Genomic DNA, 24,401 nt, shown 5'->3' on the forward strand with positions numbered 1-24,401 from the left:
CCGAAACGACCGGCTCGCGCGGCGGACTCCTCGGTCCGATGCGCGGCACCCCGGCCATCCAGACCCAAGGGCTCCGCAAGATCTACGGCCACGGCAAGGCGGCGAAGACGGCTCTCAACGGGCTGGACCTGACCGTCGAGCGGGGCGAGGTCTTCGGCTTCCTCGGGCCCAACGGCGCCGGCAAGACCACCACCATCCGGCTGCTGCTGGACCTGCTGCGCCCGAGCGCCGGGCGGATCAGCGTCCTGGGCGAGGATCCCCGGTCGCGGCCGGAGCTGCGGCGGCGGATCGGGTACCTGGCCGGCGACTTCGTCGTGGACGGCCGGCAGACCGGCGCGGACCTGCTCGCGTACCTGGGGCGGTTGCGCGGCGGCGTCGACCGGGAGCGGGTCGCCGCGCTGGCCGAGCGGCTCGACCTCGACACGTCGCGGCGGATCAGCGGGCTGTCGAAGGGCAACCGGCAGAAGATCGGCGTGGTGCAGGCGTTCATGCACGCGCCGGAGCTGCTCATCCTGGACGAGCCGACCAGCGGGCTCGACCCGTTCCTGCAGCAGCAGTTCGTCGAGCTGGTGCAGGAGGCGAAGGCCGGCGGGCAGACCGTCTTCATGTCCTCGCACGTGATGAGCGAGGTCCAGGCGACCTGCGACCGGGTCGGCATCATCAGGGGCGGCGAGCTCGCCGCCGTCGAGCAGGTCGAGGGGCTGCGGCAGCGGGCGTTCCGCAAGATCGAGATCACCTTCGCCCAGCCGGTCGACCCGGCCGAGTTCGCGGGGCTGGCCGGAGTCTCCGACGTCACCGCCGACGGCCCCGTCGTACGCTGCCGGCTCGCCGGGACGGCCGACGAACTCGTGAAGACGGCCGCCCGCCACACGGTCGTGGACCTGCTCAGCGAGGAACCCGAGCTGGAGGAGCTCTTCTTCGCCTACTACGCCCACGGTGAAGGGAGCCGGCGGTGAACGTCTTCCGGAAGTACCTGCGCGACAACCGCCGGTCGATCATCGGCTGGACGATCGCCATGTCGGTCGTGTCCGCCATGTACACGTCGTTCTACCCGACCGTCGGGCAGAACCCGGACATGGCCAAGGCGATGGACGCGTACCCGCAGGCGCTCAAGGACGCCCTGCACATGCAGGACCTGACCGATCCGGCCAACTACCTCGCCTCCACCGTCTTCGGCCTGCTCATCCCGGCCCTGGTGATCGTGATGGCGATCGCGTACGGGGTGAAGGCCGTCGCGGCCGACGAGGAGGCGCACACCCTCGACCTCGTCCTCGCCCATCCGGTCGGCCGCGGATCGCTGGCGCTGCAACGGGTCGCCGCCATCGGGGCGAGCCTGGCGATCGTGAGCGCGGCCGTCCTCGCCGTGACGCTGGCGCTGCGGAACTCGGCCGGGCTGTCGGCCGTCGCCCCGGACCGGTTCGTGGCCGTGTGCGTCCAGCTGCTGCTGTTCGGGCTGGTCTACGGCAGCCTCGCGTACGCCGTCGGCGCGATCACCGGCCGCCGGGGCCTCGCCCTCGGGGTGTCCGCCGGCGTGGCCGTGCTGTCGTACCTCGCGTACTCGTTCTTCGTCCAGGTCGACGCTCTGCAGTGGACGAAGAACCTCTCGCCGTTCCAGTGGTACCTCGGCGGCGAACCGCTCAAGCACGGCCTCCAATGGGGTGATTCCGGCCTGTTGCTGCTGGTCAGCGCGGTACTCGTGGCGGCCGGCACGGCCCGGTTCACCCGGCGGGACGTGGCGGTCTGACGGTAGTGTCGGACGGATGACGGACAGCTTCGAAGCTCCCATCGTCGCCGTGACCGTGTTCCCCGACCGCGCCCGTGTGACGCGGTCGGGGAAGGTCTCGCTGCGCGCCGGCGAGCAGCAGGTCACCTGCGGCCCCCTCCCGCTGGGACTGCTGCACGACTCGATCCGGGTGACCGGCCGCGGCCCGGCCACCGTCCTCGGCGTCGACGTCTCGTACCGGCGCGCCGCCGAGACCTCCGACGAGGTCGTGCTGGCCCTGGAAAGCGAGATCCGCGAGATCGACGCCGCCCTCGGCGCGGCCGACGACGCCGACCAGGTGGCCGTCGACCGGCTGGCGTTCCTCGACCGCCTGGCTGTGCGTACGGCGAAGGAGCTGGCGGGGGACCTGGAACGGGTGACGGGGTTCGCGGACGGCTTGGACGCGCAGCGTGCAGCGGTTCTGCGCGGCCGGCGCGAGCGCACGGTCCTGCGGGAGGACCTGCACAAGCGGCGCGCGGCGGCCGAGCGGCGGCTGGGCGACGTGCGCGGGCAGAGCCAGCCCGACCGGCTGGTGGCGGTCGTGACGCTGGCCGCGGACGAGGCCGCGGACGCCGAGCTGGATCTGTCCTATGTGGTCCACGGGGCGAGCTGGTCGAGCAGCTACGACCTGCGGCTGGCCGGCGACCGGCTCGGGCTGAGCTGGTTCGGCCTGGTCAGCCAGCACACCGGTGAGGACTGGCCGGAGTGCGAGCTGAAGCTGTCGACGGCGCGGCCGTCCGGCACGCTGGTGGTGCCGGAACTCGACCCGTGGTACGTCGGGGTGGCCCGGCCGATGGTGCTCGCGGCCTCGGCGGACATGTACGGCGGGGCCCCCGGCGGCGGTCCGGTGCCGGCGCCCGCCGCGGCCCCGCGCGCCGCCATGGCCAAGCTGGCGTCGGCGCCCATGCGCGAGGCGGTCGCCCAGGTCGAGGACGGCCCGGTCGCCGCCACCTACACCCCGCAGCGCCCGGTCGCCGTCCCCGCCGACGGCACCAGCCACCGTACGCTGATCGGCACCTTCGAGCTCGACACGAAGATCGACCACGTCACCGCCCCGGTACGCGCGGAGGAGGCGGTGATGCGCGCGACGGTCCGCAACAGCACCTCGCACACCCTGCCGCCCGGCCGGGCGGGACTGTTCCACGAAGGCGACTTCATCGGGTCGACGAACCTCGACCCCTGGGCCCCGAACGAGGAACGGGAACTGGCCCTCGGCGTCGACGACCGCGTACGCGTCGAGCGCGAACTCACCAAGCGGACGGCGACCAAGGCGACCCTCGGGATGAACCGCCGGACCGAGACGGAGTACGAGATCCGGGTGGCCAACCACAGTGGACGGCCGATCGACGTCACAGTCCTCGACCAGGTGCCAGTGTCGCGGGAGGCGGCGGTCACGGTCAAGGAGACGACGGCCCGGCCGGAGCCGGCGGAGCGGTCGGAACTCGGGGTCGTGACCTGGAAGCTGCACCTGGAACCGCAGGCAGAAGGAAAGATCGCGTTCGGCATCCGGGTGGAAGCGGCCAAGGGCGTCGACATCAGCGGCTGGCGCGACTGACCCGACGGCCGAGTTTTCGACGATCTTGCGCGAATGTACCGGCATTCCGGGCGAATGCCGCGAAATTCGGGGCATTCGCGCAAGATCGTCGGGAGGGGGCAGGCGGCGCGGGAGCCGACGACGGCGCGGAGGGCGGGAGCGGGCGGCGGGGCGGGAGCGGGCGGGGCGGGTCAGCCTCGGGAGCCGCGGGCCATCGCGAAGATGACCGCCACCACCAGCAGTCCCACGATGAGCATCGCCCGCGACGCGACCCAGTACGCCCCGCGGGCCGCCTTCCGGGCCGCCTTCGCCTTGGGAATGGCCGCCTTCGCTCCGGCGTACCCTTTGCGGGCGGCCTGCAGCTTCGTCCAGCGAAGGCCGACGAAGACTCCGAACGCTACTCCGAGTAGCCCCACCATCACGGCTGCCGAGCCCATGAGGCGACGGTACTCAGTGGACGTCCGCCGCTCCACCGGCCTTTCGGGCAAAGCTAGCGATGCCGGGCCAGGCGGCAGGCCTGGTATGACGGGGTGCGGAGTTACGAGGCCGCGAGGGCCTTCAACGCGTCGCCGGTGACCCGGTGCGGCTGCCATTCCGGCATCGCGATCGCGCCCATCGCCCGGTAGAACGCGCGGGACGGGTCGAGCGCCGGATCGTCGAGCACCCACCATTCGAGGCGGGCGTAGCCGCGTTCGACGCAGAGGGCCGCCAGGTTCCGCAGCAGCGCCTTGCCGTGTCCCCCGCCGCGGGCGGCCGGGCGGACGTACAGGTCTTCGAGGTAGATGCCGTGGACACCGCGCCAGGTCGAGAAGTTGAGGAACCACAGCGCGAAGCCGACGACCTCGCCGGTCCCGTCGTCGACGGCGACATGCGTGAAGACGTGCGGCTCCGCCGCGAACAGCGCCTCGGTCAGCTGCTCGACGGTCGCCTCGGCCTCCTGCGGCGCGTTCTCGAACTCGGCCAGCTCGATGATCATCGCGTGGATCGCCGGCACGTCCGCCGGTTGCGCGTACCGGATCACGGCTGCACCGCCAGCTCGCCGTCCAGCATCGTGACCGCACGGCCGCGCAGGCGTACGCGGTCCCCGTCGACCTCGACCTCGACGCGTCCGGAGCGGGCCGACGCCTGTACGCCGACGAGGGTGGCGCGGCCGAGCCGGTCCGCCCACAGTGGACCGAGGGCGGTGTGGGCGCTGCCGGTCACCGGGTCCTCGTCGATGCCCACCGCCGGGCAGAACACCCGCGACACGAAGTCGTGGTCGCCGTCGCCGCGCGCCGTCACGATGACGCACCGCTCGCCGAACCCCGCGAGGCCGCGCAGGTCCGGCGCCAGGCCGCGTACCGTGGCCTCGTCCGCCACGTCGACCACCAGGTCGCCCAGGGCACCGGTGTCGAAGACTTTCTCCGGGTACGCGCCCAGTGCCTCGGCCAGTCCCGGCGGCGCCTCGACGGGTGTGGGCGGGTTGGCCGGGAAGTCCATGGTGACCGTGCCGTCGGGCGCGCACGAGGTGACCAGGACGCCGCTGCGGGTCAGGAAGCGCAGCGGCGCGTCGCCGCCGAGGACGTGGGCCGTCGCCAGGGTCGCGTGGCCGCACAGGTCCACCTCGACGGCCGGCGTGAACCAGCGCAGGTCCCAGTCCGCGGCCGGGTCGCCGCTCGGCTTCGCGAACGCGGTCTCGGCCAGGTTCAGCTCGGCCGCGACCGAGGCCATCCAGGCTTCGGCGGGCCAGTCGCCGGCAGGCAGCAGGCACACGCCGGCCGGGTTGCCCCGGAACGGCGTATCGGTGAAGGCGTCCACGATCCTGATCCGCATGGCGTTCACCGTACCGCGCACGGATTTCCCGGCCGGGCCCGCACGGTAGAATCGTGATCATGAACTTCGGCACCGTCCTGTCGGTGAACCTGGCCGTCCCCCGCGCGACCCGAGCCAAGGAGCACGGCGTCACCGGCATCGACAAGCGCCCGACCCAGAAGCCCGTCGACGTACGCGCGCCCGGCCCCAAGCACGGCGGCCTCGGCAGCGGCCTCGTCGGCGACCAGATCTTCGACGTTCGCCACCACGGCGGTGACGAGCAGGCCGTGTACGCGTACGCCCGGGAGGACCTCGACTGGTGGTCCGAGCAGCTCGGCGTCGACCTGCCCGGCGGATGTTTCGGGGAGAACCTGACCACGCGGGGACTCGACGTGACCGAGGCGCGGATCGGCGAGCGCTGGAAGATCGGCGACGACCTCGTCCTGCAGGTGACCGTGCCCCGCATCCCGTGCGGGACCTTCAAGAACTGGATGGCCGAGCAGCAGTACGCGCAGGGCCGCTGGATCAAGTCGTTCACACAGGCGGCGCGGCCGGGGGCGTACCTGAGCGTCGTGTCCCCGGGCACGGTACGCGCGGGCGACCGGATCGAGATCGTGCACCGGCCGGAGCACGACGTGACGATCGGGCTGACCTTCCGGGCGATCACCTTGGAGCCGGACCTGCTGCCGCTGCTGCTGACCGCCGAGGAGACCGCCGACGACATCCGGGAGACGGCCGAGCGGCGGATCGCGCCCTACCCCGGCGAGCCGGAGTTCGAGCCCGAGCCGACCTCGTCGCCGGCCTAGGGCCTGTCTCCCGGATCGTTCGCGGCCCGTTGGCGGCCACCGGACCACGAGATCCGGGAGACAGGCCCTAGTCCTCCGCGGTGCCGCCGGCGTCCACGACGTCGACGTCGACCTCCGTGATGTCGGCGGTGAGGCGGCCGGCGAGCAGTTCCGCCTCCACCTCGGTCACGTCCACACCCAGGTCTTCGATGAGGGCGGCCTGGGTGAACAGCACCCGGTCCTGCGGGCTCACCTCGGCCTCCGGCAGGATCACGATCTCGCCGTCGACCAGGGCCAGCACCGGCTGGTCGTCGGCCGACTGGGCGAGTGCGCGTACGTCGTCGGCGGTCACGGTCGTCATGACGGGAGAATACCCGGACAAGCCAGGCACCAACCCCGAATCAGCCGAGCAGATGCCCGTTGATCTCCACGACCTTGTCCGCGTACGTGTCGAGGTGCACGACCTCGAGGCCCGCGGCGGTGAGCAGCTCGACGCCCTCGCACTCGACGAAGAGCGGTGGTTCGCGCAGCGCGTAGACCACCCGGCGGACACCGGCGTCGATGATGAGACGGGTGCAGGACTTCGGCCGGGACGCGCGGCGGGAGCACGGTTCGAGCGTGCTGTAGACGGTGGCGCCGGTGAGGTCCACATCGGACAGCTTGGCGAGGGCCGCCTCCTCGGCGTGCACGGTGCGGTCGGTCTCCCGGGAGAAGCCGTAGGCCAGGCACTCCCCGTCCAGCACGACCACGGCCCCCACGTTGTACGCGGTCGGCACCGGCGGCGACTGGCGCGACCAGTCCAGCGCGGCGCTCATCCAGACGTCGTCGTCGGGGCGGTTGCGGGAGCTCACAGCTCGTACCTCAGCAGAACGCAGTCGCCGATCGGACGCGCCTCGGCCAGCCGCATCGGGCGGGTGGAGGTGAAGGGGAACGGGCCTGGGTTCACGAACCGGGGCGCCTGCCCGTCTCCGACGAAGAACGGGGCCACCACCAGGTGCAACTCATCGGCGAGACCGGCCGCGAGCACCTGCGTGTGCACGCTCGTGCCGCCCTCGACCATCAGCCGGCGTACGCCGCGCGCGGCCAGGTCGGCGAAGACCTCGGCGATCCCGGCGGCGGGCACGACCGTGGCGACCCCGCCGAGGTGCCCGGCCGCCTTGTCGAGCGCCTCGTCCGCGCAGTAGACCAGCTTCTCGCCGGTCCCGGTGGTGAAGAACGCGGCCGCCGGATCGAGGTCGCCGAGGCGGGTCAGGGTCACCTTCACCGGCGACTCCGGCTCCCCGCGCGCGACCCGGGCGGCCCGGCGGTCGGCCGAGCGGACGAGCAGGCGCGGATCGTCCCGGCGGATCGTGGTCGCCCCGACGAGGATCGCGTCGACGCCGGCGCGTACCTCGTCGACCCGGTCGAAATCCTCGCCGTTGGACAGCAGCAGGCGCTCGGGTGCCCCATCGTCGATGTAGCCGTCGACCGACATGGCGCAGCTCAGGATGACGTGCATCAGGTGCCCCCTCCTGCACAACGGGTGAGCAGCCCGCCGACGACCTCGGTGATCGCGTCGGCCTCCGCACAGGTCCGCAGCATGGCGAAGTCGCCGTCGGGCATCCAGCGGCGCAACTCTACGTCGCGCTCCAGGAGAGCGTACGCGCGCCGGGCAGCACCCCCGCTCGCATTGATCGGAATCAGCGGTACGCCGGCCGCCAGCGCCAGGTCGGTCTCGTCACGCGTACCCCCGCCGCCGCCGACGATGACCGCGGCGACGACTCCCCGCACGACGTTGGGCCGGCCGAAGACCCCGGTCACGTGACTGAGCCCGGGCGGCCGGTAGTGATCGGCGACGTACGTGAGCACCTCCACGCCGACGCCCAACGGCCCGTGGCTGACGTCCAGCCCGGCCGTCATGCACAGCCGGCCGAGTCCGCGTACCGCGGCGTCGATGACACGGTCGTCGCTCTCCGGGCCGCGGCTGCCGCACACGGCCACCCGGCGCCGGACCGCCAGGCCCTCGGCGGTCTGATGGGGAACGGCGGCCACCTCCGGGAGGACGTCCGCTGCGTGGCCGGCAGTCGCCTCATGGGCGCCGGTGGCCTGATGGGGCGCGGTCAGGCCGAGGCCGAGGAAGTGCCGGGGAATCTCCAGCCCTTCGGCGATCCGCTCCAGCACCGTGTACGCCAGCACCTGCCGGCGGCCGGCGGCGATCTCGCGTACGCGGGCGTCGGGCAGGCTCACCGCCGTCGCGATCGCGAACCAGCTCCACCCGCGCTGGTGGAGGAACTGGAAGAGGCTGCCGATGTCGCGTTCGGCCAGCACCATCGGCAGCACTCTGTCGCCGATGGCGCCCTCGGTCCACCACCGCGGGTCGATATGCCGCTCCACCGATGGCAGCATAGGCGGATATCGACCATGATCGCCGCATACTGCCGCGCGTTGTACCGACATCGTGAGCCGACACGGTGTCTCTGTGCCGTCCTGGACGGTGTTGGGAGAGTGAAACGGGACGGGTGGGTGGGACCGCACCCCTGCCCGCCCGTCCCAAACTCCTCCCGCCCACCGCCCCACCGGCCGGCCCCTGCCGGCCCCGCCGGCCCCACCGGCCGGCCCCTGCCGGCCCCGCCGGCCCCGCCGGGCGGCCCGGCGCGGCCCCAAGATCCCGTTTGGATCAGGGAAATCACCCGAATCTTGGGCCATGATTACGTGCGAAACCGTGATCCAAACCAGATCATGGAGCGGGCGAGGCGGGGCGGGGGCGCGGCGCGCGGGGGCGCGGGCCGCGGGAGCGCCAGGGGCGGGTCAGCGCGGGAGGCGCAGGCCGTGCATGCCGCCGTCGACCGCGAGCGAGATTCCCGTGGTAGCACCGTTGCGCGGGCTGGCCAGGTACAGCATGGCCGCCGCCACCTCGTCCGCGGAGACGAGCCGGCCCATCGGCTGCCGCGCTTCGAGCCGCGCCTTCTCCCCCGCCGGGTCCTCCGTACGCGCCAGCAGCCGCGCGACCCACGGCGTGTCGGCCGTCCCCGGGGCGACGCAGTTGACCCGGATGCCCTCGCCGACCAGGTCGGCCGCGAGCGCGAGGGTCAGCGAGTGCACGGCGCCCTTGGAGGCCGAGTAGAGCGCCCGCTTGGGCAGCCCGGCGCCGGCGGCGATCGACGAGGTGTTCACGATCGCGGCGTGGGCGCTGCGGCGCAGGTACGGCAGGGCGGCGCGGGTCGCCCGCACGAAGCCGACCACGTTCACGTCCAGGACGCGCAGCCATTCCGCGTCGTCGTTGTCCTCGACCGTGCCGACCGAGCTGATCCCCGCATTGTTGACCAGGATGTCGATCCCGCCGAAGGTCTCCGCCGCCGTACGCATCGCCGCCTCGACCGAGGCCCCGTCGGTGATGTCGGCCGTCAACGGCAGGGACGCGGGGGCGGCGTACTCGCCGGGGTGGACGTCGAGGATGCCGACCCGGGCCCCGGCGGCGACGAAGGCCTGGGCGGCGGCCGCCCCGATGCCCGAACCGCCGCCGGTGATCACCGCTACCAGGCCGTCCAGTTCACCCATCGCGACTTGCCTCCTATAGATCCTATGAATCGGGCGGTCTTCTCGCCGTATCCTAGGTTCGACCAGGGAGCGATGGGAAGATACACCCGACGAATCTGCGGCCGACTATCGTGGACGCATGATCAAGGCGGTGGTGTTCGACGTCGGCGAGACCCTCATCGACGAGACCCGGATCTGGTTGCGCTGGGCCGACCGGCTGGGCGTACCGGGGTTCGCGTTCCTCGGCGCGCTCGGCGGCTGCGCCGCCCTCGACCAGCCCCACACGTACGCCTTCGAGCTCTTCCGGCCCGGCTTCGACGTCGAATCCGAGGTCGGGAAGTGGGCCGCCGAGGATCCGGACGGGCTGCGCGAGAACTTCGACGGCGACGACCTCTACCCCGACGTCCGGCCGTCCTTCCAGGCGCTGCGCGATGCCGGGCTGACCGTGGTCGTCGCGGGCAACCAGCCGCCCCAGGCGCGTACCGCGCTGGAGGCCATGCGGCTGCCGGTCGACGCGATCTTCACGTCGGCCGAGTGGGGCGTCGAGAAGCCCCATCCCGACTTCTTCACCAAGGTCGCCGAGGTCGCCGGGGCGGTACCGGGCGAGATCGCGTACGTCGGGGACCGGCTGGACAACGACGTGCTGCCCGCCGCCGACGCCGGCATGCGCCCGATCCTGATCCGCCGGGGCCCCTGGGGCTACCTGCACGCCGAACGCCCGGCCGCCGCGCGCGCCACGATCGTCGACTCGCTCGCCGAACTGCCCGCGCTACTGGCCGCCTAGCGCCCGGCTCACCTCGGCGGCCGCGGCCACCACCGCCGCGCCCAGCGTGTGCGGGTCCGGCAGGTCGTGGCTCAACGTCGACACGCTCACCCCGCCGATCACGTGCCCCGCGTGGTCGCGTACCGCCGCGCCGACGCAGACGATCCCCGCCTCGTTCTCCTCCGCGTCGATCGCGTACCCCCGGGTGCGTGTCACCGCCAGGTCCGCGCGCAACGCGCTCACCGTCGTCAAGGTTCCGGGAGTACGCCGGGTCAGCCCCACGCGTCGCGCGAAGCCGCGTACGTCATCGTCGGGAAGCGCGGCGAGCACCGCCTTGCCGATGGCGGTCGAGTGCAGCGGGATGCTCATGCCGACCCGCGACGACATCTGGTAGGGCCGCAGCCCGGTCGTCTTCGCGACGTAGACCGCCTCGTCCCCGGTACGCAGTGCGAAGTGGACGGTGTGCCCGGTCTCGTCGCGCAGCCGCCGCAGGGCCGGCTCGGCCTGCCGGGCGGGGTCGAGCCGCTGGGTGACCTTGCCGGCGAGGGTGAGGATCCGCGGCCCCGGCTGGTACGCCCCGGCGCCGTCGCTGCGCGCGAAGCCGCGCTCGATGAGGGCCTGCAGGATCCGGTGCACGGTCGACTTCGGCAGCCCGGTCGCGGCGGCGATGTCGGTCACCCGCTCGAACTCGGCCAGGCTCTCCAGCACGTCGAACGCCTTGTCGATGGCGGTCCCGCCGCGCGCCGCACCCGCCTCGTCCACCCGCCCAGCCTAGCGAAACCCGCCCGCCAACCTGCCTGCCCGCCACGCTCGCCCGCCGGCAAGATCCGGTTTGGATCACGGTTCCGCACGTAATCATGGCCCAAGATTCGGGTGATTTCCCTGATCCAAGCGGGATCTTGGGGCGGGATCTTGGAGGCGGGCGGGGCGGCGGGGCGGGAGGGGCGGGAGGGGCGGGCTGGGGATTTCAGTTGCCGCCGGCGACGCGGAGGTTGGCGCCGGTGGTGAAGGACGCCTCGTCGCTCAGCAGCCACGCGATCGCGTTGGCGATCTCCTCGGGCTCCCCCGCCCGGCCGAGCGGGATCGACGGGCCGACCCGGTCGGCGCGGCCGGCCTCGCCGCTGCCCGCGTGGAACTCCGTGCGGATGATGCCGGGCGACACCGTGTTCACGCGGATGCCGCGCGGCGCGAGCTCCTTGGCCAGCCCGACGGTCAGCGTGTCCACCGCCGCCTTGCTCGCGGCGTAGTGGATGTACTCGCGCGGGCTGCCGAGGGTGGCCGCGCCCGACGAGACGTTCACCATCGCCCCGCCCTCGGCCATCCGGCGGGCCGCCTCCTGCGCGCAGAAGATGTAGCCGGCGACGTTGACGTCGAGGACCCGGCGTACGTCCTCCTCCGTCAGGTCGACGAACGGTCCGATGCGGCTGCTGACGCCCGCGTTGTTCACCAGGCCGGTGACCGGGCCCAGGGCCGCCTCGGTCAGCTCGAACAGCTCTGTGACCTGGGCGCGTACGGACGTGTCGACCGCGACCGCCACCGCCGGTACGCCGATCGCGCGGACGGCCGCGACGACCGCCTCGGCGGCCTGGGCGTCGCTGCGGAAGCCGACCGCGACCGCGTGGCCGTCCCGGGCGAGCCGGCGGCAGGTGGCCGCGCCGATCCCCCGGCTGCCGCCGGTCACCACGGTCACCTTCATGGGCTGCTGACTCATGCGGGTCAACGTAACCCCGGATCCCCGCGACCGGACCGGTTGCGTGGCGCGCGCCACGGAACCTTTTTCGTCAGGCCGCCACCTTCTCCTGCGGCGTACGCGTACGCCGGAAGCTGCCGACGAACATGACCAGGCCGGCGATGAACAGGATCGGGCCGACGATGCCCACGACCGACTCCAGGGCGGTGGTCGGCAGGTAGACCTGGCCGCCCCAGCCGGACGCGTCGACCTTGGCGGTCCGGCCGAGCAGTTCCGGCGTGACGTCGGGGCCGTGCAGCGTGACGCCGCGGGTCGGGCCGCCGGCCGGGTGGGCCTCGGCGGCGCAGGAGCCGTAGAGGCCGGCGAGCGGCGGCGCGGCGACGGGTGAGGTGCATTCGTACGAGTCGAACTGATGCGTCACCGTCAGCTCGTCCCCGCTCAGCCCCGCCACCAGCGGAACCGTGGCGTTCACCATCGGTACCAATGAATACAGGACGAGCAGCAGGCCCAGCCAGCGTCGCATGGCTTGCAGCGTAAGCCCAGCGGACGATGACCGAGGCCAGCCGTTCAGCCGATGCCCGCGTGGAGCGGTCGGCCCAGCGCGGTGTGGACGACCGGCCACCCGATCGTCCACACACGACTCCTATCGGGCCACGACCAGCACCGGGTGCTCCGCGAGCTGGATGTCCGCCGACGATCCCGGGGTCAGGGCGGCCGCGTCCCGGGTCGCCAGATCAGCCTTCACGGGTACGCCGTCCGCCAGCGTCAGGAACACCCGTGTGGTGGCGCCGAGGAACGATGAGGTCACCACACGGGCACCGCCGCCGGCCGCCGCGCGTACCCGGATCTCCTCCGGGCGGACGAGGACGTCGACGTCGGGGCCGGCCGGCACCGCACCCGTCACCGGCAGCCGCTGACCGGCCACCTCGACCTCGCCGCCGGTCAGGCGCCCCGGGATCCGGTTCATCGTGCCGACGAACTCGGCCACGAACGCGGTGGCCGGGCGCGCGTACAGGTCGACCGGGACGGCCACCTGTTCGAGCTTCCCCTCGCGCAGGACGGCCACCCGGTCGGCGATCGACAGGGCCTCCTCCTGGTCGTGCGTCACGAACACCGTGGTGATCCCCAGCTCCTTCTGCAGGCGGGAGATCTCCTCGCGCAGGTTCACGCGTACCTTCGCGTCGAGGGCGGACAGCGGCTCGTCGAGGAGCAGGACGCGCGGGCGCAGGGCGAGCGCCCGGGCCAGGGCGACGCGCTGCTGCTGGCCGCCGGAGAGCTGGTGCGGGTAGCGGTCCGCCTGGGTGGGCAGGCCGACCAGCTCCAGCAGCTCGACCGCGCCGCGGCGGCGCTCGCGCGCGCCCACCTTGCGGATGCGCGGCCCGAAGGCCACGTTCTCCGCGGCCGTGAGGTTCGGGAACAGGCTGTAGGACTGGAAGACCATGCCCACGTCGCGCTTGTTCGCCGGTACGCCGACGATGTCGGACCCGTCCAGCAGGACGCGGCCGGAGTCGGGCTGGTCGAAGCCGGCCAGCATCCGCAGGGCCGTCGTCTTGCCGCAGCCCGACGGGCCGAGCAGGGCCATCAGCTCGCCGGGCTCGACGGTCAGGTCGAACCCGTCGAGCGCGACGGTGTCGCCGAACGTGCGGCGCAGTCCCTGGAATTCGACTCTCGTCACGGTGACTCCTTCGGGCGGGTGCCGGCGCCGGCCACGACCAGCAGCAGCAACCAGGTGATCAGAAGGGAGAGCAGGGAGACCGCCACCGACAGCCGGGCGTAGTCGCCGCTCACCTTGACGATCCACACCGGGAACGTCTCGAAGTTGAGGATCCGGGCCACCGTGTACTCGCCCAGCACCAGCGCCAGCGTCAGGAACGCCGCGCTGGACAGCGCCGAGCGCAGGTTGGGCAGCAGCACCCGGAACAGCACCTGCCACGAGTTCGCCCCGCAGCTGCGGGCCGCCTCGGTCAGGGTGGGCACGTCCAGCGTACGCAGGCCGGCGTCGAGCGAGCGGTGGACGAACGGCAGGGCCAGGATCACGTACGCGAGCACGAGCGCGACCGGGAAGTCCGTGTCCTGCACCGCGAGGAACGTGCTGTAGAGCGGGGTCGTGGCGAGCTGGTTCGGCCCGAGCTGCAGCACCGTGGAGATCCCGGCGACGAACGCGATCGGCGGCACGACCAGCGGCAGCGTGCAGACCACCTCGACGACGGCCGCCAGCCGGCCCGGGCGCAGCCGGATCGCCACCATCGCGGGCACGACGAGGAGGAGCGTGATGAGGATGGTGGCCGCGCCGAGGCCGAGCGAGCGCAGCAGCGCCGCCCCGAATCCGGGCGCCCCCAGCAGCTGCGTGTACGCCGACCAGTCCAGCCCCTTCCCCGGAATGTCCACTGTGAACACGAAGGACGCGGCGAGCGGGGCGACGAAGTAGACCGCGGCGAGCAGCAGGACGAGCGCGGACCAGGCTCGGGCCCGGCGGGACCGGGTCAGCGCAGCCATCGGGCGCTCCGCCGTTGCAGGGGCAGGTACACGGCCATCACGAGCAGCGCGACGATCACCATGTCCAGGGCGAGCGCCAGCGCGACCCCCTCCTGCCCGACGAGGACGTTGCCGGACAGGGCGTCCGCGATCTGCAGCGTCACGAGGGGCAGCGCGGCGCCGACCATGGCCGCCGCGGTCGCGTACGCCGCGAACGCCGTCCCGAACAGCAGGACGAAGCCGCCCAGCAGGGACGGCGCCAGCACAGGCAGGCCGACGTGGCGCCAGAACCGCCACGGGCTCGCCCCGCAGTTGGCCGCCGCCTCCCGCCACTGTGGACGGAGCCCGTCCAGGGCGGGCGCGATCACCAGCACCATGAGCGGCACGAGGAAGTACAGGTACACCACGGCGAGACCGGTCTCGGTGTAGAGGCTCCAGCCGAGCGAGTCGAGCCGGAACAGCTGGGTGACGACGCCGGAGATGCCGAGCGTGGCGATGAACGCGAACGCCAGCGGCACACCGCCGAAGTTGGCCAGCACTCCGGACGCCGTCGTCACCACCGTCCGCAGCCCGCGTACGCGACTGGCCACGACGGCCTGCGCGAGCAGCGTACCGAGGACGATGCCGAGGAAGGCGGTGATCGCGGAGAGCCGGATGCTGCTCACCATGGCCGTCCAATAGGGACCCTGGAGCGAGTGGGCCAGGTGGGCGGTGGTGAACGACGTGGTGTCCGTCTTGCGGTCGGTGACCGAGAAGGCGCCGACCAGCACGGCCAGCAGCGGCAGGCCGAAGAAGACCGCCGCGAACAGCAGGAGGGGTGCCGAGGCCAGCAGCGCTGCCCGGCCGCCCGAGCGGGTACGCGCCCGCGCCCGGCCCGGGACCGTGACGGCCTCCGGACCGGGCAGCGGGGCGACGACGGCGTCGGCCATGGTTACGCGAGGGCCTTGGCCCAGTTCGCGACGATCGCGGCCTTGCCCTTGTCGTTCTGGTCGGGCGTCGGGAAGGCCGGCTCGCCGTCCACCTTCGGCAGCGCGGCGACCAGGTCGGCCTGAGCCGTGCCGTCGGTGGTCATCGCCGGCAGCAGCACCGGCCGGGCGAAGCCCTTCAGCCACAGGTTCTGGCCCTCGACGCTGTAGAGGTACTCCTCCCACAGGCGCGCGGCGGCCGGGTGCGGCGCGGTCGCGTTGATCGCCTGCGAGTAGTAGTTGGCGTACTTGCCGTCGGCGGGGACGGCGACCTTCCAGTCCACGCCCTTCGACGCGAACTCCTTGGCGTACCCGGCGTTGAGGTAGTCCCAGTCGATGCTGATCGGGGTCTCGCCCTTCTCCACCGTCGCCGGGGTGGACTCGACCGGGATGAAGTTGCCGGACTTGTGCAGGCCGGCGTAGAAGTCGATGCCGGGCTGCACGTTGTCGAAGCTGCCGCCGTTGGCCAGCGCCGCGGCGAAGACGGCCGCGACCGCCGAGCCGGACTTGGTCGGGTTGCCGTTCATCGCGACCTTGCCCTTGTACTCCGGCTTCTTCAGGTCCGCGAAGGTCTGCGGGCAGTTGGCGATCTTCTTGGCGTCACAGCCGATCGACACGTAGCCGCCGTAGTCGTTGAAGTAGAGGCCGGTCGACTCCTTCTGGGCGGCCGGGATCTTGTCCCACGCGGCCACCTTGTACGGCGCGAACAGGCCCTCCTGCGAGCCGCTGATGGCGAACGCGATGCCGAGGTCCAGCACGTCCGGCGCGCGGTCCTGGCCCTTGAGCGTCTTCACCGCGGTGATCTCGTCCGCGCTGGAGCCGTCGGGGTTGTCGCTGTTCACCTTGATGCCGTACTTGTCGCTGAACGCCTTGATGATCTCGCCGTAGTTCGCCCAGTCCGGCGGGAGGGTGATGACGTTGAGCGTGCCCTCCTTCTTGGCCGCGGCCACCAGGCCGTCCAGGCCGCCGAAGTCGGCGAGGCTGCTCGCCTTGTCCGCGCTGACGCCGGACGCCGTCGGGGACTCTTCCTTCTTCGCCCCGCACGCGGCGGCCGACAGGGCCGTCACGGCGGTCAACGCCACGATCGCGGCCAGGCGGCCGGTGCGGCGGATCTTCAGTGAGTTCACGTCGAGCTCCCAAGCTGTGGTTGCCGTGCAGAAGCGCGCTCAGTAGGCACGAGGTGGATGGCGCGCAGTTGAACGACGGACGAGCACTCCGCCGCCCCCGTCTGAACTCGGCAGCCTGACCACCGTGGATGTGCCTGGCCTCACAACGCCCGAGCTCGCGGGCTCAGATCATCGGCGACCCCCGACTGACTGTCCGGTCAGGACATCATCACGCCCCGGACGGGTTAGCATCCGGAGCGTGAATCCGGCTACCCTCCCGGCGCCCGCCCAGCGCCGAGCGCCGACCGCCCACTTCGTCGTCTGCGGCCACGACGGGCTCGCGTACCGGCTCGCGGAGCAGCTCACCGACCGGTACGACACCGATGTGGTCGTCCTCATGACCGCCGAGCAGCGCCGCCAGGCCCGCGGCGACTTCGCCGAGATCGACCGCGTACGCGTGGTCGTGGTCGAGCGGCTCGACGAGCGCTCGCTCGCCCAGGCGGATCTCGCCGGGGCGGCCGGGGTGGCGCTGACCGTCCAGGACGACGTCGCCAACATCCACCTGGCGCTCCAGGCCCGGGAGTCCGCGCCGGGACTGCGCATCGTCGTGCGGATGTTCAACACGAGCCTGGCGCACAGCATCGAGCCGCTGCTCGGCAACTGCAAGGTGCTGTCGGACTCCGAGATCGCCGCCCCCGCGCTGGTCGCCTCGGCGCTGCGCGAGGTCGCCGTCAACCCGGTGCGGGTCGGGCAGCGGACGCTCATCGTCGCCCGGCGCGCCGACGTGCCGGCCCGGTCGATCGTCTGCGCCATCGCGAACACGACGACCCATCCGCACCCGCACGTGCTGCCCGCCGACGAGATCCACGCCGATCTCGTGCTGGCCGACATGCAGCCGGCCGACGTCGAGGCGACGCTGCGGATCGCCGAGGCCGTCAAGGCCCGGCGGCTGGTGCTCGCCCGGACGTTCCTGGGCGCGCTGGTGTCGCGGAAGTCCCGGATCGCGGCGACGGTCGTGGTGGCCGTCATCGCGGTCGCCGCCCTGGCCCTCGGCATCAGCCTGCGGATGTCCCCCGGCGACGCGCTCTACAACGCGATCGGCACGGCCATCGGCGGCATCCAGCTCGACGACGACTACACGACGTGGCAGCGCGTCCTGCAGCTGACCATCGGCAGCGCCGGGCTGGCCCTGATCCCACTGCTCACCGCGCTCGTGGTCGAGGGCATGGTCCGGGCCCGGCTCGCCGTCGCCCAGGTACGCCTGACCCAGCCGCACTCCAACCACATCGTCGTCGCCGGGCTCGGCGGCGTCGGTACGCGCGTCCTGCGCCTGCTGCACGACCGGGGCATCACGGTCGTCGCCATCGCGCACGACGAGCAGGCGCGCGGCGTACCGCTGGCCCGGGAGCTGAACATCCCGCTGGTGTTCGGCGACCCCGGCCGGGAGTCCACGCTGCGGCTGGCCGGCGTGGAGAACGCCCGCGCCCTGATGGCGATCACCAACTCGGACGCCTCGAACCTGGAGACCGCCCTGCACGGGCGCAACCTGCAGGGCCGGCTGCACGTCGTGCTCCGGTTGTTCGACGGCGACCTGGCGCGGCGCGTACGCCGGACCTTCAACCTGCCGTCGAGTCGCAGCGTGTCGTATCTCGCGGCGCCGGCGTTCGCGGAGGCGCTGATGGACCGCGAGGTGATCGGGACGATCTCGGTCGAGCGGCGGGTGCTGCTGGTGGCGAGCGTGGTGGTGGCGGCGCGGTCGGAGCTCGACGGCGCGCGGGTGACCGACGCCGACGCCGAGGGCCTGGTACGCGTGATCGCGCTGAACGAGTTCGGCGAGCCGCGCCCGCTGTGGCGCCCCGCGGTGAACAAGCGCCTGCGGGCGAACGACCGTTTGACGATCGTCGGTACGCGCGACGGCCTCAGCCAGTTGATCAAGCAGGCCGGGCCCCCGGCGCCGTGACGGCGAGCCCCGCCGCGGTGATGGCACAGCGGCGGGACAAGGGCGGGACAACCTGGGGAACGTGGCCGAAGTTACTGCTCAGTAGGCGTGTCCGGGATCGCATCCGTACGCGTTCCGCGTGACGCGGACCCGGTTCGCGAGGCAGGATGAACGTGACGAACTCCAAGTTCACCACAAGAGCAGTTCACAACGAATATTCATCCAGCACACAAACGCGAGGGAACGCCTGTGTCCACCGAACGCAAGCGCCCGGTCATCAGCGACGGCCTGCCAAGCCAGCTGCCGGACATCGACCCCCAGGAGACCGCTGAGTGGGTCGAGTCGCTGGACGGAGTCATCGACGAACGTGGCGCCAAGCGCGCCCGGTACGTCATGCTCCGCCTGCTCGAACGCGCCCGTGAGCGACAGGTGGGTGTCCCCCCGCTCACGACGACCGACTACATCAACACCATCACACCGGAACGCGAACCCTGGTTCCCCGGCGACGAGCACGTCGAGCGGCGGCTGCGGGCGTACATCCGGTGGAACGCGGCCATGACCGTGCACCGCGCACAGCGCCCCGGCATCGGCGTCGGCGGCCACATCTCGACCTTCGCGTCCAGCGCGAGCCTCTACGAGGTGGGCTTCAACCACTTCTTCCGGGGCAAGAACCACCCCGGCGGCGGCGACCAGATCTTCTACCAGGGCCACGCCTCCCCCGGCATGTACGCGCGCGCGTACCTGGAGGGCCGCCTGACCGAGCAGCAGCTCGACGGGTTCCGCCAGGAGCTCTCCCACCCGGGCGGCGGCCTGCCGTCGTACCCGCACCCCCGGCTCATGCCGGACTTCTGGGAGTTCCCGACGGTCTCCATGGGCCTCGGCGGCATCAACGCCATCTACCAGGCCCGGTTCAACCGCTACCTGCACCACCGCGGCATCAAGGACACGTCCGACCAGCGAGTATGGGCGTTCCTCGGCGACGGCGAGATGGACGAGGTCGAGTCGCTCGGCGCGATCGGCGTGGCCGCCCGCGAGGAGCTCGACAACCTGACGTTCGTGATCAACTGCAACCTGCAGCGCCTCGACGGCCCGGTACGCGGCAACGGCAAGGTCATGCAGGAGCTGGAGGCCTTCTTCCGGGGCGCCGGCTGGAACGTGATCAAGGTCGTCTGGGGCCGCGAGTGGGACCCGCTGCTCGCCGCCGACACCGACGGCGCGCTCGTGAACCTGATGAACGTCACGCCCGACGGCGACTACCAGACGTACAAGGCCGAGTCCGGCGCCTTCGTCCGCGAGCACTTCTTCGGCCGCGACCCGCGTACGCGCAAGATGGTCGAGACCATGTCGGACGACGAGATCTGGAACCTCAAGCGGGGCGGCCACGACTACCGCAAGCTGTACGCGGCGTACAAGGCGGCCACCGAGCACACCGGCCAGCCGACCGTGATCCTCGCCAAGACGATCAAGGGCTGGACGCTCGGCTCGCACTTCGAGGGCCGCAACGCGACGCACCAGATGAAGAAGCTGACGCTGGACGACCTGAAGTCCTTCCGCGACCGGCTCTACCTGGACATCCCGGACTCGGTCCTGGAGGCCAACCCGTACGAGCCCCCGTACTACAAGCCGGCCGAGAACAGCCCGGAGCTGGCGTACCTGCGGGAGCGGCGGGAGGCCCTCGGCGGCTACCTGCCCAGCCGCCGGCGCGACTTCAAGCCGCTGACCCTGCCGGGCGACGACACGTACAAGGACGTCAAGCGGGGTTCGGGCAAGCAGAAGGTCGCCACCACGATGGCCTTCGTCCGGCTCTACAAGGACCTCATGCGGGACAAGAACATCGGGCCCCGCTGGGTGCCGATCATCCCGGACGAGGCGCGGACGTTCGGCATGGACTCGCTGTTCCCGACCGCGAAGATCTACTCGCCGCACGGCCAGACCTACACGTCGGTCGACCGCGAGCTCTTCCTGTCGTACAAGGAGTCCACCGCCGGGCAGATCCTGCACGAGGGGATCAACGAGGCCGGCTCGGTCGCGTCGTTCACCGCGGCGGGCTCCTCGTACGCCACCCACGGCGAGCCGATGATCCCGCTCTACATCTTCTACTCGATGTTCGGCTGGCAGCGTACGGCCGACGGGCTGTGGGCGGCCGCGGACCAGATGACGCGGGGCTTCCTGCTCGGCGCGACGGCGGGCCGCACCACGCTCAACGGCGAGGGCCTGCAGCACGAGGACGGCCACTCGCTGCTGATCGCGGCGACGAACCCGGCGGTGATCTCCTACGATCCGGCGTTCAGCTTCGAGATCGCCCACATCGTGCAGGACGGTCTGCGGCGCATGTACGGCGAGCAGCCCGAGGACATCTACTACTACCTGACGGTCTACAACGAGCCGATCTTCCAGCCCGCGGAGCCGGCGGAGGTCGACGTGGAGGGCCTGCTCAAGGGCCTCTACAAGTACGCGCCGTCGACCGCCGAGGGCCCGAAGGCGCAGATCCTGGCGGCGGGCATCAGCATGCAGTGGGCGCTGCGCGCCCAGGAGCTGCTGGCCCAGGACTGGGGCGTGTCGGCCGACGTCTGGTCGGCGACCAGCTGGGCCGAGCTGCGCCGGGACGCGGTTGACTGCGAGCGGCACAACCTGCTCAACGTCGACTCGCCGCGGGTGCCGTACGTCACGCAGAAGCTCGCCGACGCCCCCGGCCCCAAGGTCGCGGTCTCGGACTTCATGCGGGCCGTGCCGGACCTGATCTCGCGCTGGGTTCCGGGCGACTACACCTCGCTCGGCACCGACGGGTTCGGCCTGTCCGACACCCGCTCGGCGCTGCGCCGCCACTTCCACGTGGACGCCGAGTCCATCGTGGTGGCGACGCTCGCCCAGCTGGCGAAGGCCGGCGAGGTCCCGGTGAGCGTGGTCACCGACGCCGCCCGCAAGTACGCGATCGACGACGTGATGGCCGCGCCGGCCGGCGAGACCGGCGGCGACTCCTGATCGCCTGATCACATCCAGGGGCGGGGCCGTTGCCGGCCCCGCCCCTTTTTGCCGCCCGCCGGGCCCACCCCTTGATCCCGTTTGGATCAGGGAAATCACCCGAATCTTGGCCCATGATTCGGGTGAAAAACCTGATCCAAACGGGATCTTGAGGGACAGCGGCGGCGGAAGCGTGAAACAGGCCCCCACGGCGGGCTTGATCATCTGTATGCTCCGCGTCCGTGACGCAGACCGCCCCCATCACCACCGACCAGGCCTGTCCCCAGTGCCACGCCCGCCTCGTCAGCGAGTACGACGCGACGCCCTGGTGTGAACGCTGCGAATGGAACCTCGGCGCCTTCGAGCCGGACAAGCACGACGGCTGGTTCGCCCGGCGTCAGGCGACCTTCATCCACGACGCCGGCTACGACCTGAGCAGCTCGCTCTTCACGCAGCTGGCGGGGCGTACGGCCGGCGCGCCCGGGCTCGGGCTGCCGCTGGTCGTGCTGCTGCTCATCTCGGGCGTCATGCTCGCGATCTTCCTCGGCGTGATCGCGGTGGGCGCCTGGCTGGTCGTCACCCAGCCCTTCCTCGTGAAGATCGTCGGCCTGCTGCTCATCGGCTTCGCACTGCCGTTCACGCCGAAGTTCGGCTCGCCCCGCAAGCGGCGCGCGGCCATCGACGAGCTGTCTGAAACCGAAGCGCCGCACCTGTACTCGCTCATCCGCCGCACGGCCGAGGCCGTCGGTGCACCGATGCCGCACCACATCGGCGTCGAGGCGCAGTGGAACGCGTCCACGGCCGTGCTGGGTCTGCGGCGACGCCGGTTCCTGGTGCTCGGCCTGCCGCTGTGGCGCGCCGCCCGGCCTCAGGAGCGGGTCGCGCTGCTGGGTCACGAGCTCGGTCACTTCGTCAACAACGACGTGGCGCGGAGAGTGGCGGCGTACCCGGCCCTCAACAGCTTCGGCACCGCCGCCGACCTGATCCACCCTTCCCAGCTCAGGCGTCTTGCGGCCGGCGCGACCGGGTGGGCCGGCGGTTTGATGATGCTCTGCCTGCTCCTGGCCTACCCGTTCCTCTGGCTGGCGTCCAACCTCCTGTGGCTGGCGCACCTCGGTGCACACGCCATCGGCGCCCGGAGTTCGCAGCGTGCCGAGTACTACGCGGACGACCTTGAGGCGTACGCCGCCGGAACCGCTGCCGCGCTGAGCCTGGAGGAGCTGCTCACCCTGTCGCAGGGGCTGATCGCCGTCATCGGCGGCCGGTCGCGGTCACGGCAGACGGGTGACGGCTGGCGCCAGGGCGTCGAAGAGGCCCGCAGCCGCAATGCCGAGCGGATGCCCCGGCTGCTCCAGCTGACCATCCGGACGGAGGCCTCGATCTTCGCGACGCATCCGCCGCAGGGGCTGCGGCACCGGATGCTGACCGCCGCCCCGTACCGGGAGCCGCGCGTCGTGCTCACCGAGGGCGAGTCCGCCGCGATCGACGCCGAGCTGGCGCGGTTCGAGGAACGCTACCGGCGGGAGATCGCCGAGAGCTGGTGACGTGATTCATTGCCGGAGGCGCGGTCGATGGGTTACGGTGGTGGCTGAGCAAGGTACCGGCGGTCGAGTTCACTCCCGCTGACGCGCTCAACCCCACCATCACCGGCACCGCTTCTCCGTATCGCGACGTGGTCGCGCGGACCTCGGTGCCGGAGCTCCGCGCGACCCACCGCCTCCCGGCCGCCGATCCTCCGGCAGGCCGAAGCGCCCGGCGGGTCCCGCCCGACCCACCACGGGAGTCCAGCATGACCACATCCAGATCCGTCAGCGGCATCGCCGACATCAAGGATCATCGCGGCTTCGTGCGTACCGACGGTTATCTTCCGGCCGACGGCGACGCGTTCCTGCCGCCTTCCCTCATCGACAAGTACGCGTTGCGCCGCGGCGACCTCGTCACGGGTACCGCCGGAGAAGCCCAGGGCCGCAAGGCTTCTCCGATGACCACAGTGGACACGGTGAACGGCGTACCGGTCGACCAGCTCGGCCGGGACCGGCCCGACTTCTACGCGCAGACGCCGATCTTCCCCGACGAGCGGATGCGCCTGGAGACCGATCCCCGGCTGCTGGCCACGCGCGTCATCGACCTCGTCTCCCCCATCGGCAAGGGTCAGCGGGCGCTCATCGTCTCCCCGCCGAAGGCCGGCAAGACGACCGTGCTGCAGGCGGTCGCGAAGGGGATCAGCGAGAACCACCCGGACGCGTACCTCATGGCGCTGCTCGTGGACGAGCGGCCCGAGGAGGTGACCGACATGCGCCGCACCGTACGCGGAGAGGTCGTCGCCTCGCCGTTCGACCGCCCGCCCAGCGACCACATCGCCGTGGCCGAACTGGCCGTCGAGCGCGCCAAGCGCCTGGTCGAGGCCGGGGCCGACGTCGTGCTGCTGCTCGACTCGATCACCCGGCTCGGGCGCGCGTACAACCTCGCGGCCCCGTCGAGCGGCCGGATCATGTCCGGCGGCATCGAGGCGGGCGCCCTGCACGCGCCGAAGCGGTTCCTCGGCGCCGCCCGCAACCTGGAGGGCGGCGGCTCGCTGACCATCGTCGCCACCGCCCTCGTGGAGACCGGGTCACTGGCCGACACGGTCATCTTCGAGGAGTTCAAGAGCACCGGAAACTCCGAGGTACGCCTCCTGCGCGGCCTCGCCGAGCGACGCATCTTCCCGGCCGTGGACGTCGACGCCTCCGGTACGCGTCGCGAAGAGCTCCTCTTCACCCCCGCCGAACTCGAACTGGTACGCCGACTCCGCCGGGCGTTGAGCGCGGCCGACTCCCAGCACGCGGGCGAGCAGCTGGTCGAGCGGCTCGCCAAGACCTCCTCGAACGCGGAGTTCCTGATGCAGCTCGCCCGCGCGTAATTCGGTGGCGGCCGGGGACCGGTCCCGCTAGGTTGATCGACATGCGTACCCCGCCCGGCTTTTCCCCACTCAGCGCCCTGCTGAGTGCCGTGGCGCGTACGTGCCGACTGGATAGCTGACTCTTCTCCCCGCCGCAGCAGGACGATGGGAGGAGAGTGTCCTCGCGCGCCCCTGACTTCAGGCGGCGCGCCGCGTTCTGGCGCGATGGTGCCGAC

24 protein-coding genes are annotated in these 24,401 nt (G+C 71.7%); 9 read left to right on the forward strand and 15 right to left on the reverse strand.

The window, feature by feature from the left end:
- Window positions 1-38: 38 nt before the first annotated feature.
- From G401_RS0100790 to G401_RS0100800, 3 genes are read left to right on the forward strand one after another with little or no spacing between them, the layout of a single operon-like run.
- Complete coding sequence (locus G401_RS0100790) at window positions 39-956, forward strand: ABC transporter ATP-binding protein (RefSeq protein WP_027340993.1); 918 nt, start codon at window positions 39-41, stop codon at window positions 954-956.
- Window positions 953-1,744 (forward strand): ABC transporter permease subunit, encoded by a 792-nt coding sequence (locus G401_RS0100795; protein ID WP_027340994.1) that lies wholly within the window; start codon window positions 953-955, stop codon window positions 1,742-1,744. The genes G401_RS0100790 and G401_RS0100795 overlap by 4 nt, the downstream gene beginning before the upstream one ends.
- Before the next feature lie 16 nt (window positions 1,745-1,760).
- On the forward strand, window positions 1,761-3,317 hold the full coding sequence (locus G401_RS0100800) for a DUF4139 domain-containing protein (protein ID WP_027340995.1): 1,557 nt from the start codon (window positions 1,761-1,763) through the stop codon (window positions 3,315-3,317).
- Between the two features lie 170 nt (window positions 3,318-3,487).
- On the opposite strand, the gene G401_RS0100805 is transcribed toward G401_RS0100800, so the two are convergent.
- The 3 genes from G401_RS0100805 to G401_RS0100815 form a co-directional block, all read right to left on the reverse strand.
- Window positions 3,488-3,733 (reverse strand): hypothetical protein, encoded by a 246-nt coding sequence (locus G401_RS0100805; protein WP_027340996.1) that lies wholly within the window; start codon window positions 3,731-3,733, stop codon window positions 3,488-3,490.
- 101 nt (window positions 3,734-3,834) lie between these two features.
- A complete protein-coding gene (locus G401_RS0100810) occupies window positions 3,835-4,317 on the reverse strand; it encodes a GNAT family N-acetyltransferase (protein WP_027340997.1) in 483 nt (160 codons plus the stop codon).
- Window positions 4,314-5,108, reverse strand: a complete 795-nt coding sequence (locus G401_RS0100815; RefSeq protein ID WP_027340998.1) for a PhzF family phenazine biosynthesis protein — start codon at window positions 5,106-5,108, stop codon at window positions 4,314-4,316. The genes G401_RS0100810 and G401_RS0100815 overlap by 4 nt, the downstream gene beginning before the upstream one ends.
- 59 nt (window positions 5,109-5,167) lie before the next feature.
- Between G401_RS0100815 and G401_RS42600 the strand changes: the two genes are divergently transcribed.
- A complete protein-coding gene (locus G401_RS42600) occupies window positions 5,168-5,893 on the forward strand; it encodes an MOSC domain-containing protein (protein ID WP_051366034.1) in 726 nt (241 codons plus the stop codon).
- Between the two features lie 67 nt (window positions 5,894-5,960).
- Here G401_RS42600 and G401_RS0100825 read toward each other — a convergent pair whose 3' ends face one another.
- From G401_RS0100825 to G401_RS0100845, 5 genes are all read right to left on the reverse strand, one after another.
- Window positions 5,961-6,233: a hypothetical protein gene (locus G401_RS0100825; protein ID WP_027340999.1), complete on the reverse strand. Its 273-nt coding sequence runs from the start codon at window positions 6,231-6,233 to the stop codon at window positions 5,961-5,963.
- A gap of 40 nt (window positions 6,234-6,273) precedes the next feature.
- The gene (locus tag G401_RS0100830) at window positions 6,274-6,723 is read right to left on the reverse strand and encodes a deaminase (RefSeq protein ID WP_027341000.1); all 450 of its coding nucleotides are present in this window, start codon (window positions 6,721-6,723) and stop codon (window positions 6,274-6,276) included.
- Window positions 6,720-7,370 carry a RibD family protein gene (locus G401_RS0100835; protein ID WP_027341001.1) on the reverse strand — a complete coding sequence of 217 codons (651 nt, stop codon included), beginning with the start codon at window positions 7,368-7,370 and terminating at the stop codon, window positions 6,720-6,722. Before G401_RS0100835 ends, G401_RS0100830 begins: the two co-directional genes overlap by 4 nt.
- Complete coding sequence (locus G401_RS52215; RefSeq protein WP_157545161.1) at window positions 7,370-8,245, reverse strand: hypothetical protein; 876 nt, start codon at window positions 8,243-8,245, stop codon at window positions 7,370-7,372. Before G401_RS52215 ends, G401_RS0100835 begins: the two co-directional genes overlap by 1 nt.
- Before the next feature lie 414 nt (window positions 8,246-8,659).
- A complete protein-coding gene (locus G401_RS0100845; protein WP_027341002.1) occupies window positions 8,660-9,409 on the reverse strand; it encodes an SDR family NAD(P)-dependent oxidoreductase in 750 nt (249 codons plus the stop codon).
- Window positions 9,410-9,527: 118 nt separating this feature from the next.
- Between G401_RS0100845 and G401_RS0100850 the strand changes: the two genes are divergently transcribed.
- A complete protein-coding gene (locus tag G401_RS0100850) occupies window positions 9,528-10,172 on the forward strand; it encodes an HAD family hydrolase (protein WP_027341003.1) in 645 nt (214 codons plus the stop codon).
- On the opposite strand, the gene G401_RS0100855 is transcribed toward G401_RS0100850, so the two are convergent.
- The 7 genes from G401_RS0100855 to G401_RS0100885 all read right to left on the reverse strand — a co-directional run bounded on the left by G401_RS0100855 (window position 10,158) and on the right by G401_RS0100885 (window position 16,408).
- A complete protein-coding gene (locus G401_RS0100855) occupies window positions 10,158-10,913 on the reverse strand; it encodes an IclR family transcriptional regulator (RefSeq protein ID WP_027341004.1) in 756 nt (251 codons plus the stop codon). The genes G401_RS0100850 and G401_RS0100855 overlap by 15 nt on opposite strands.
- A 205-nt stretch (window positions 10,914-11,118) precedes the next feature.
- On the reverse strand, window positions 11,119-11,862 hold the full coding sequence (locus G401_RS0100860) for an SDR family oxidoreductase (RefSeq protein WP_245601565.1): 744 nt from the start codon (window positions 11,860-11,862) through the stop codon (window positions 11,119-11,121).
- A 70-nt stretch (window positions 11,863-11,932) separates the two neighbouring features.
- Window positions 11,933-12,364, reverse strand: coding sequence for a hypothetical protein (locus G401_RS0100865; protein ID WP_027341006.1), 432 nt, complete (start codon window positions 12,362-12,364; stop codon window positions 11,933-11,935).
- Window positions 12,365-12,484: 120 nt separating this feature from the next.
- Window positions 12,485-13,516: an ABC transporter ATP-binding protein gene (locus G401_RS0100870; protein WP_027341007.1), complete on the reverse strand. Its 1,032-nt coding sequence runs from the start codon at window positions 13,514-13,516 to the stop codon at window positions 12,485-12,487.
- Entirely contained in the window at window positions 13,513-14,337 is an 825-nt protein-coding gene (locus G401_RS0100875) for an ABC transporter permease (protein ID WP_027341008.1), read from the reverse strand. The genes G401_RS0100870 and G401_RS0100875 overlap by 4 nt, the downstream gene beginning before the upstream one ends.
- Entirely contained in the window at window positions 14,325-15,245 is a 921-nt protein-coding gene (locus G401_RS0100880; RefSeq protein WP_027341009.1) for an ABC transporter permease, read from the reverse strand. Before G401_RS0100880 ends, G401_RS0100875 begins: the two co-directional genes overlap by 13 nt.
- Before the next feature lie 2 nt (window positions 15,246-15,247).
- Window positions 15,248-16,408, reverse strand: a complete 1,161-nt coding sequence (locus G401_RS0100885) for an ABC transporter substrate-binding protein (RefSeq protein ID WP_245601566.1) — start codon at window positions 16,406-16,408, stop codon at window positions 15,248-15,250.
- A 238-nt stretch (window positions 16,409-16,646) separates the two neighbouring features.
- Here G401_RS0100885 and G401_RS42610 point away from each other — a divergent pair, with 238 nt between their 5' ends.
- The 4 genes from G401_RS42610 to rho all read left to right on the forward strand — a co-directional run bounded on the left by G401_RS42610 (window position 16,647) and on the right by rho (window position 24,186).
- Window positions 16,647-18,347 (forward strand): NAD-binding protein, encoded by a 1,701-nt coding sequence (locus tag G401_RS42610; protein WP_051365973.1) that lies wholly within the window; start codon window positions 16,647-16,649, stop codon window positions 18,345-18,347.
- 228 nt (window positions 18,348-18,575) lie between these two features.
- Entirely contained in the window at window positions 18,576-21,308 is a 2,733-nt protein-coding gene (gene aceE, locus G401_RS0100895; RefSeq protein ID WP_027341011.1) for a pyruvate dehydrogenase (acetyl-transferring), homodimeric type, read from the forward strand.
- A gap of 221 nt (window positions 21,309-21,529) precedes the next feature.
- Window positions 21,530-22,831 (forward strand): M48 family metalloprotease, encoded by a 1,302-nt coding sequence (locus G401_RS0100900; RefSeq protein ID WP_027341012.1) that lies wholly within the window; start codon window positions 21,530-21,532, stop codon window positions 22,829-22,831.
- A 245-nt stretch (window positions 22,832-23,076) separates the two neighbouring features.
- Window positions 23,077-24,186 carry a transcription termination factor Rho gene (rho, locus tag G401_RS42615; protein ID WP_034590367.1) on the forward strand — a complete coding sequence of 370 codons (1,110 nt, stop codon included), beginning with the start codon at window positions 23,077-23,079 and terminating at the stop codon, window positions 24,184-24,186.
- Window positions 24,187-24,401: the final 215 nt, after the last annotated feature.

Origin of the sequence: Hamadaea tsunoensis DSM 44101, from assembly GCF_000428945.1 — a bacterium.
Lineage (GTDB): Bacteria > Actinomycetota > Actinomycetes > Mycobacteriales > Micromonosporaceae > Hamadaea > Hamadaea tsunoensis.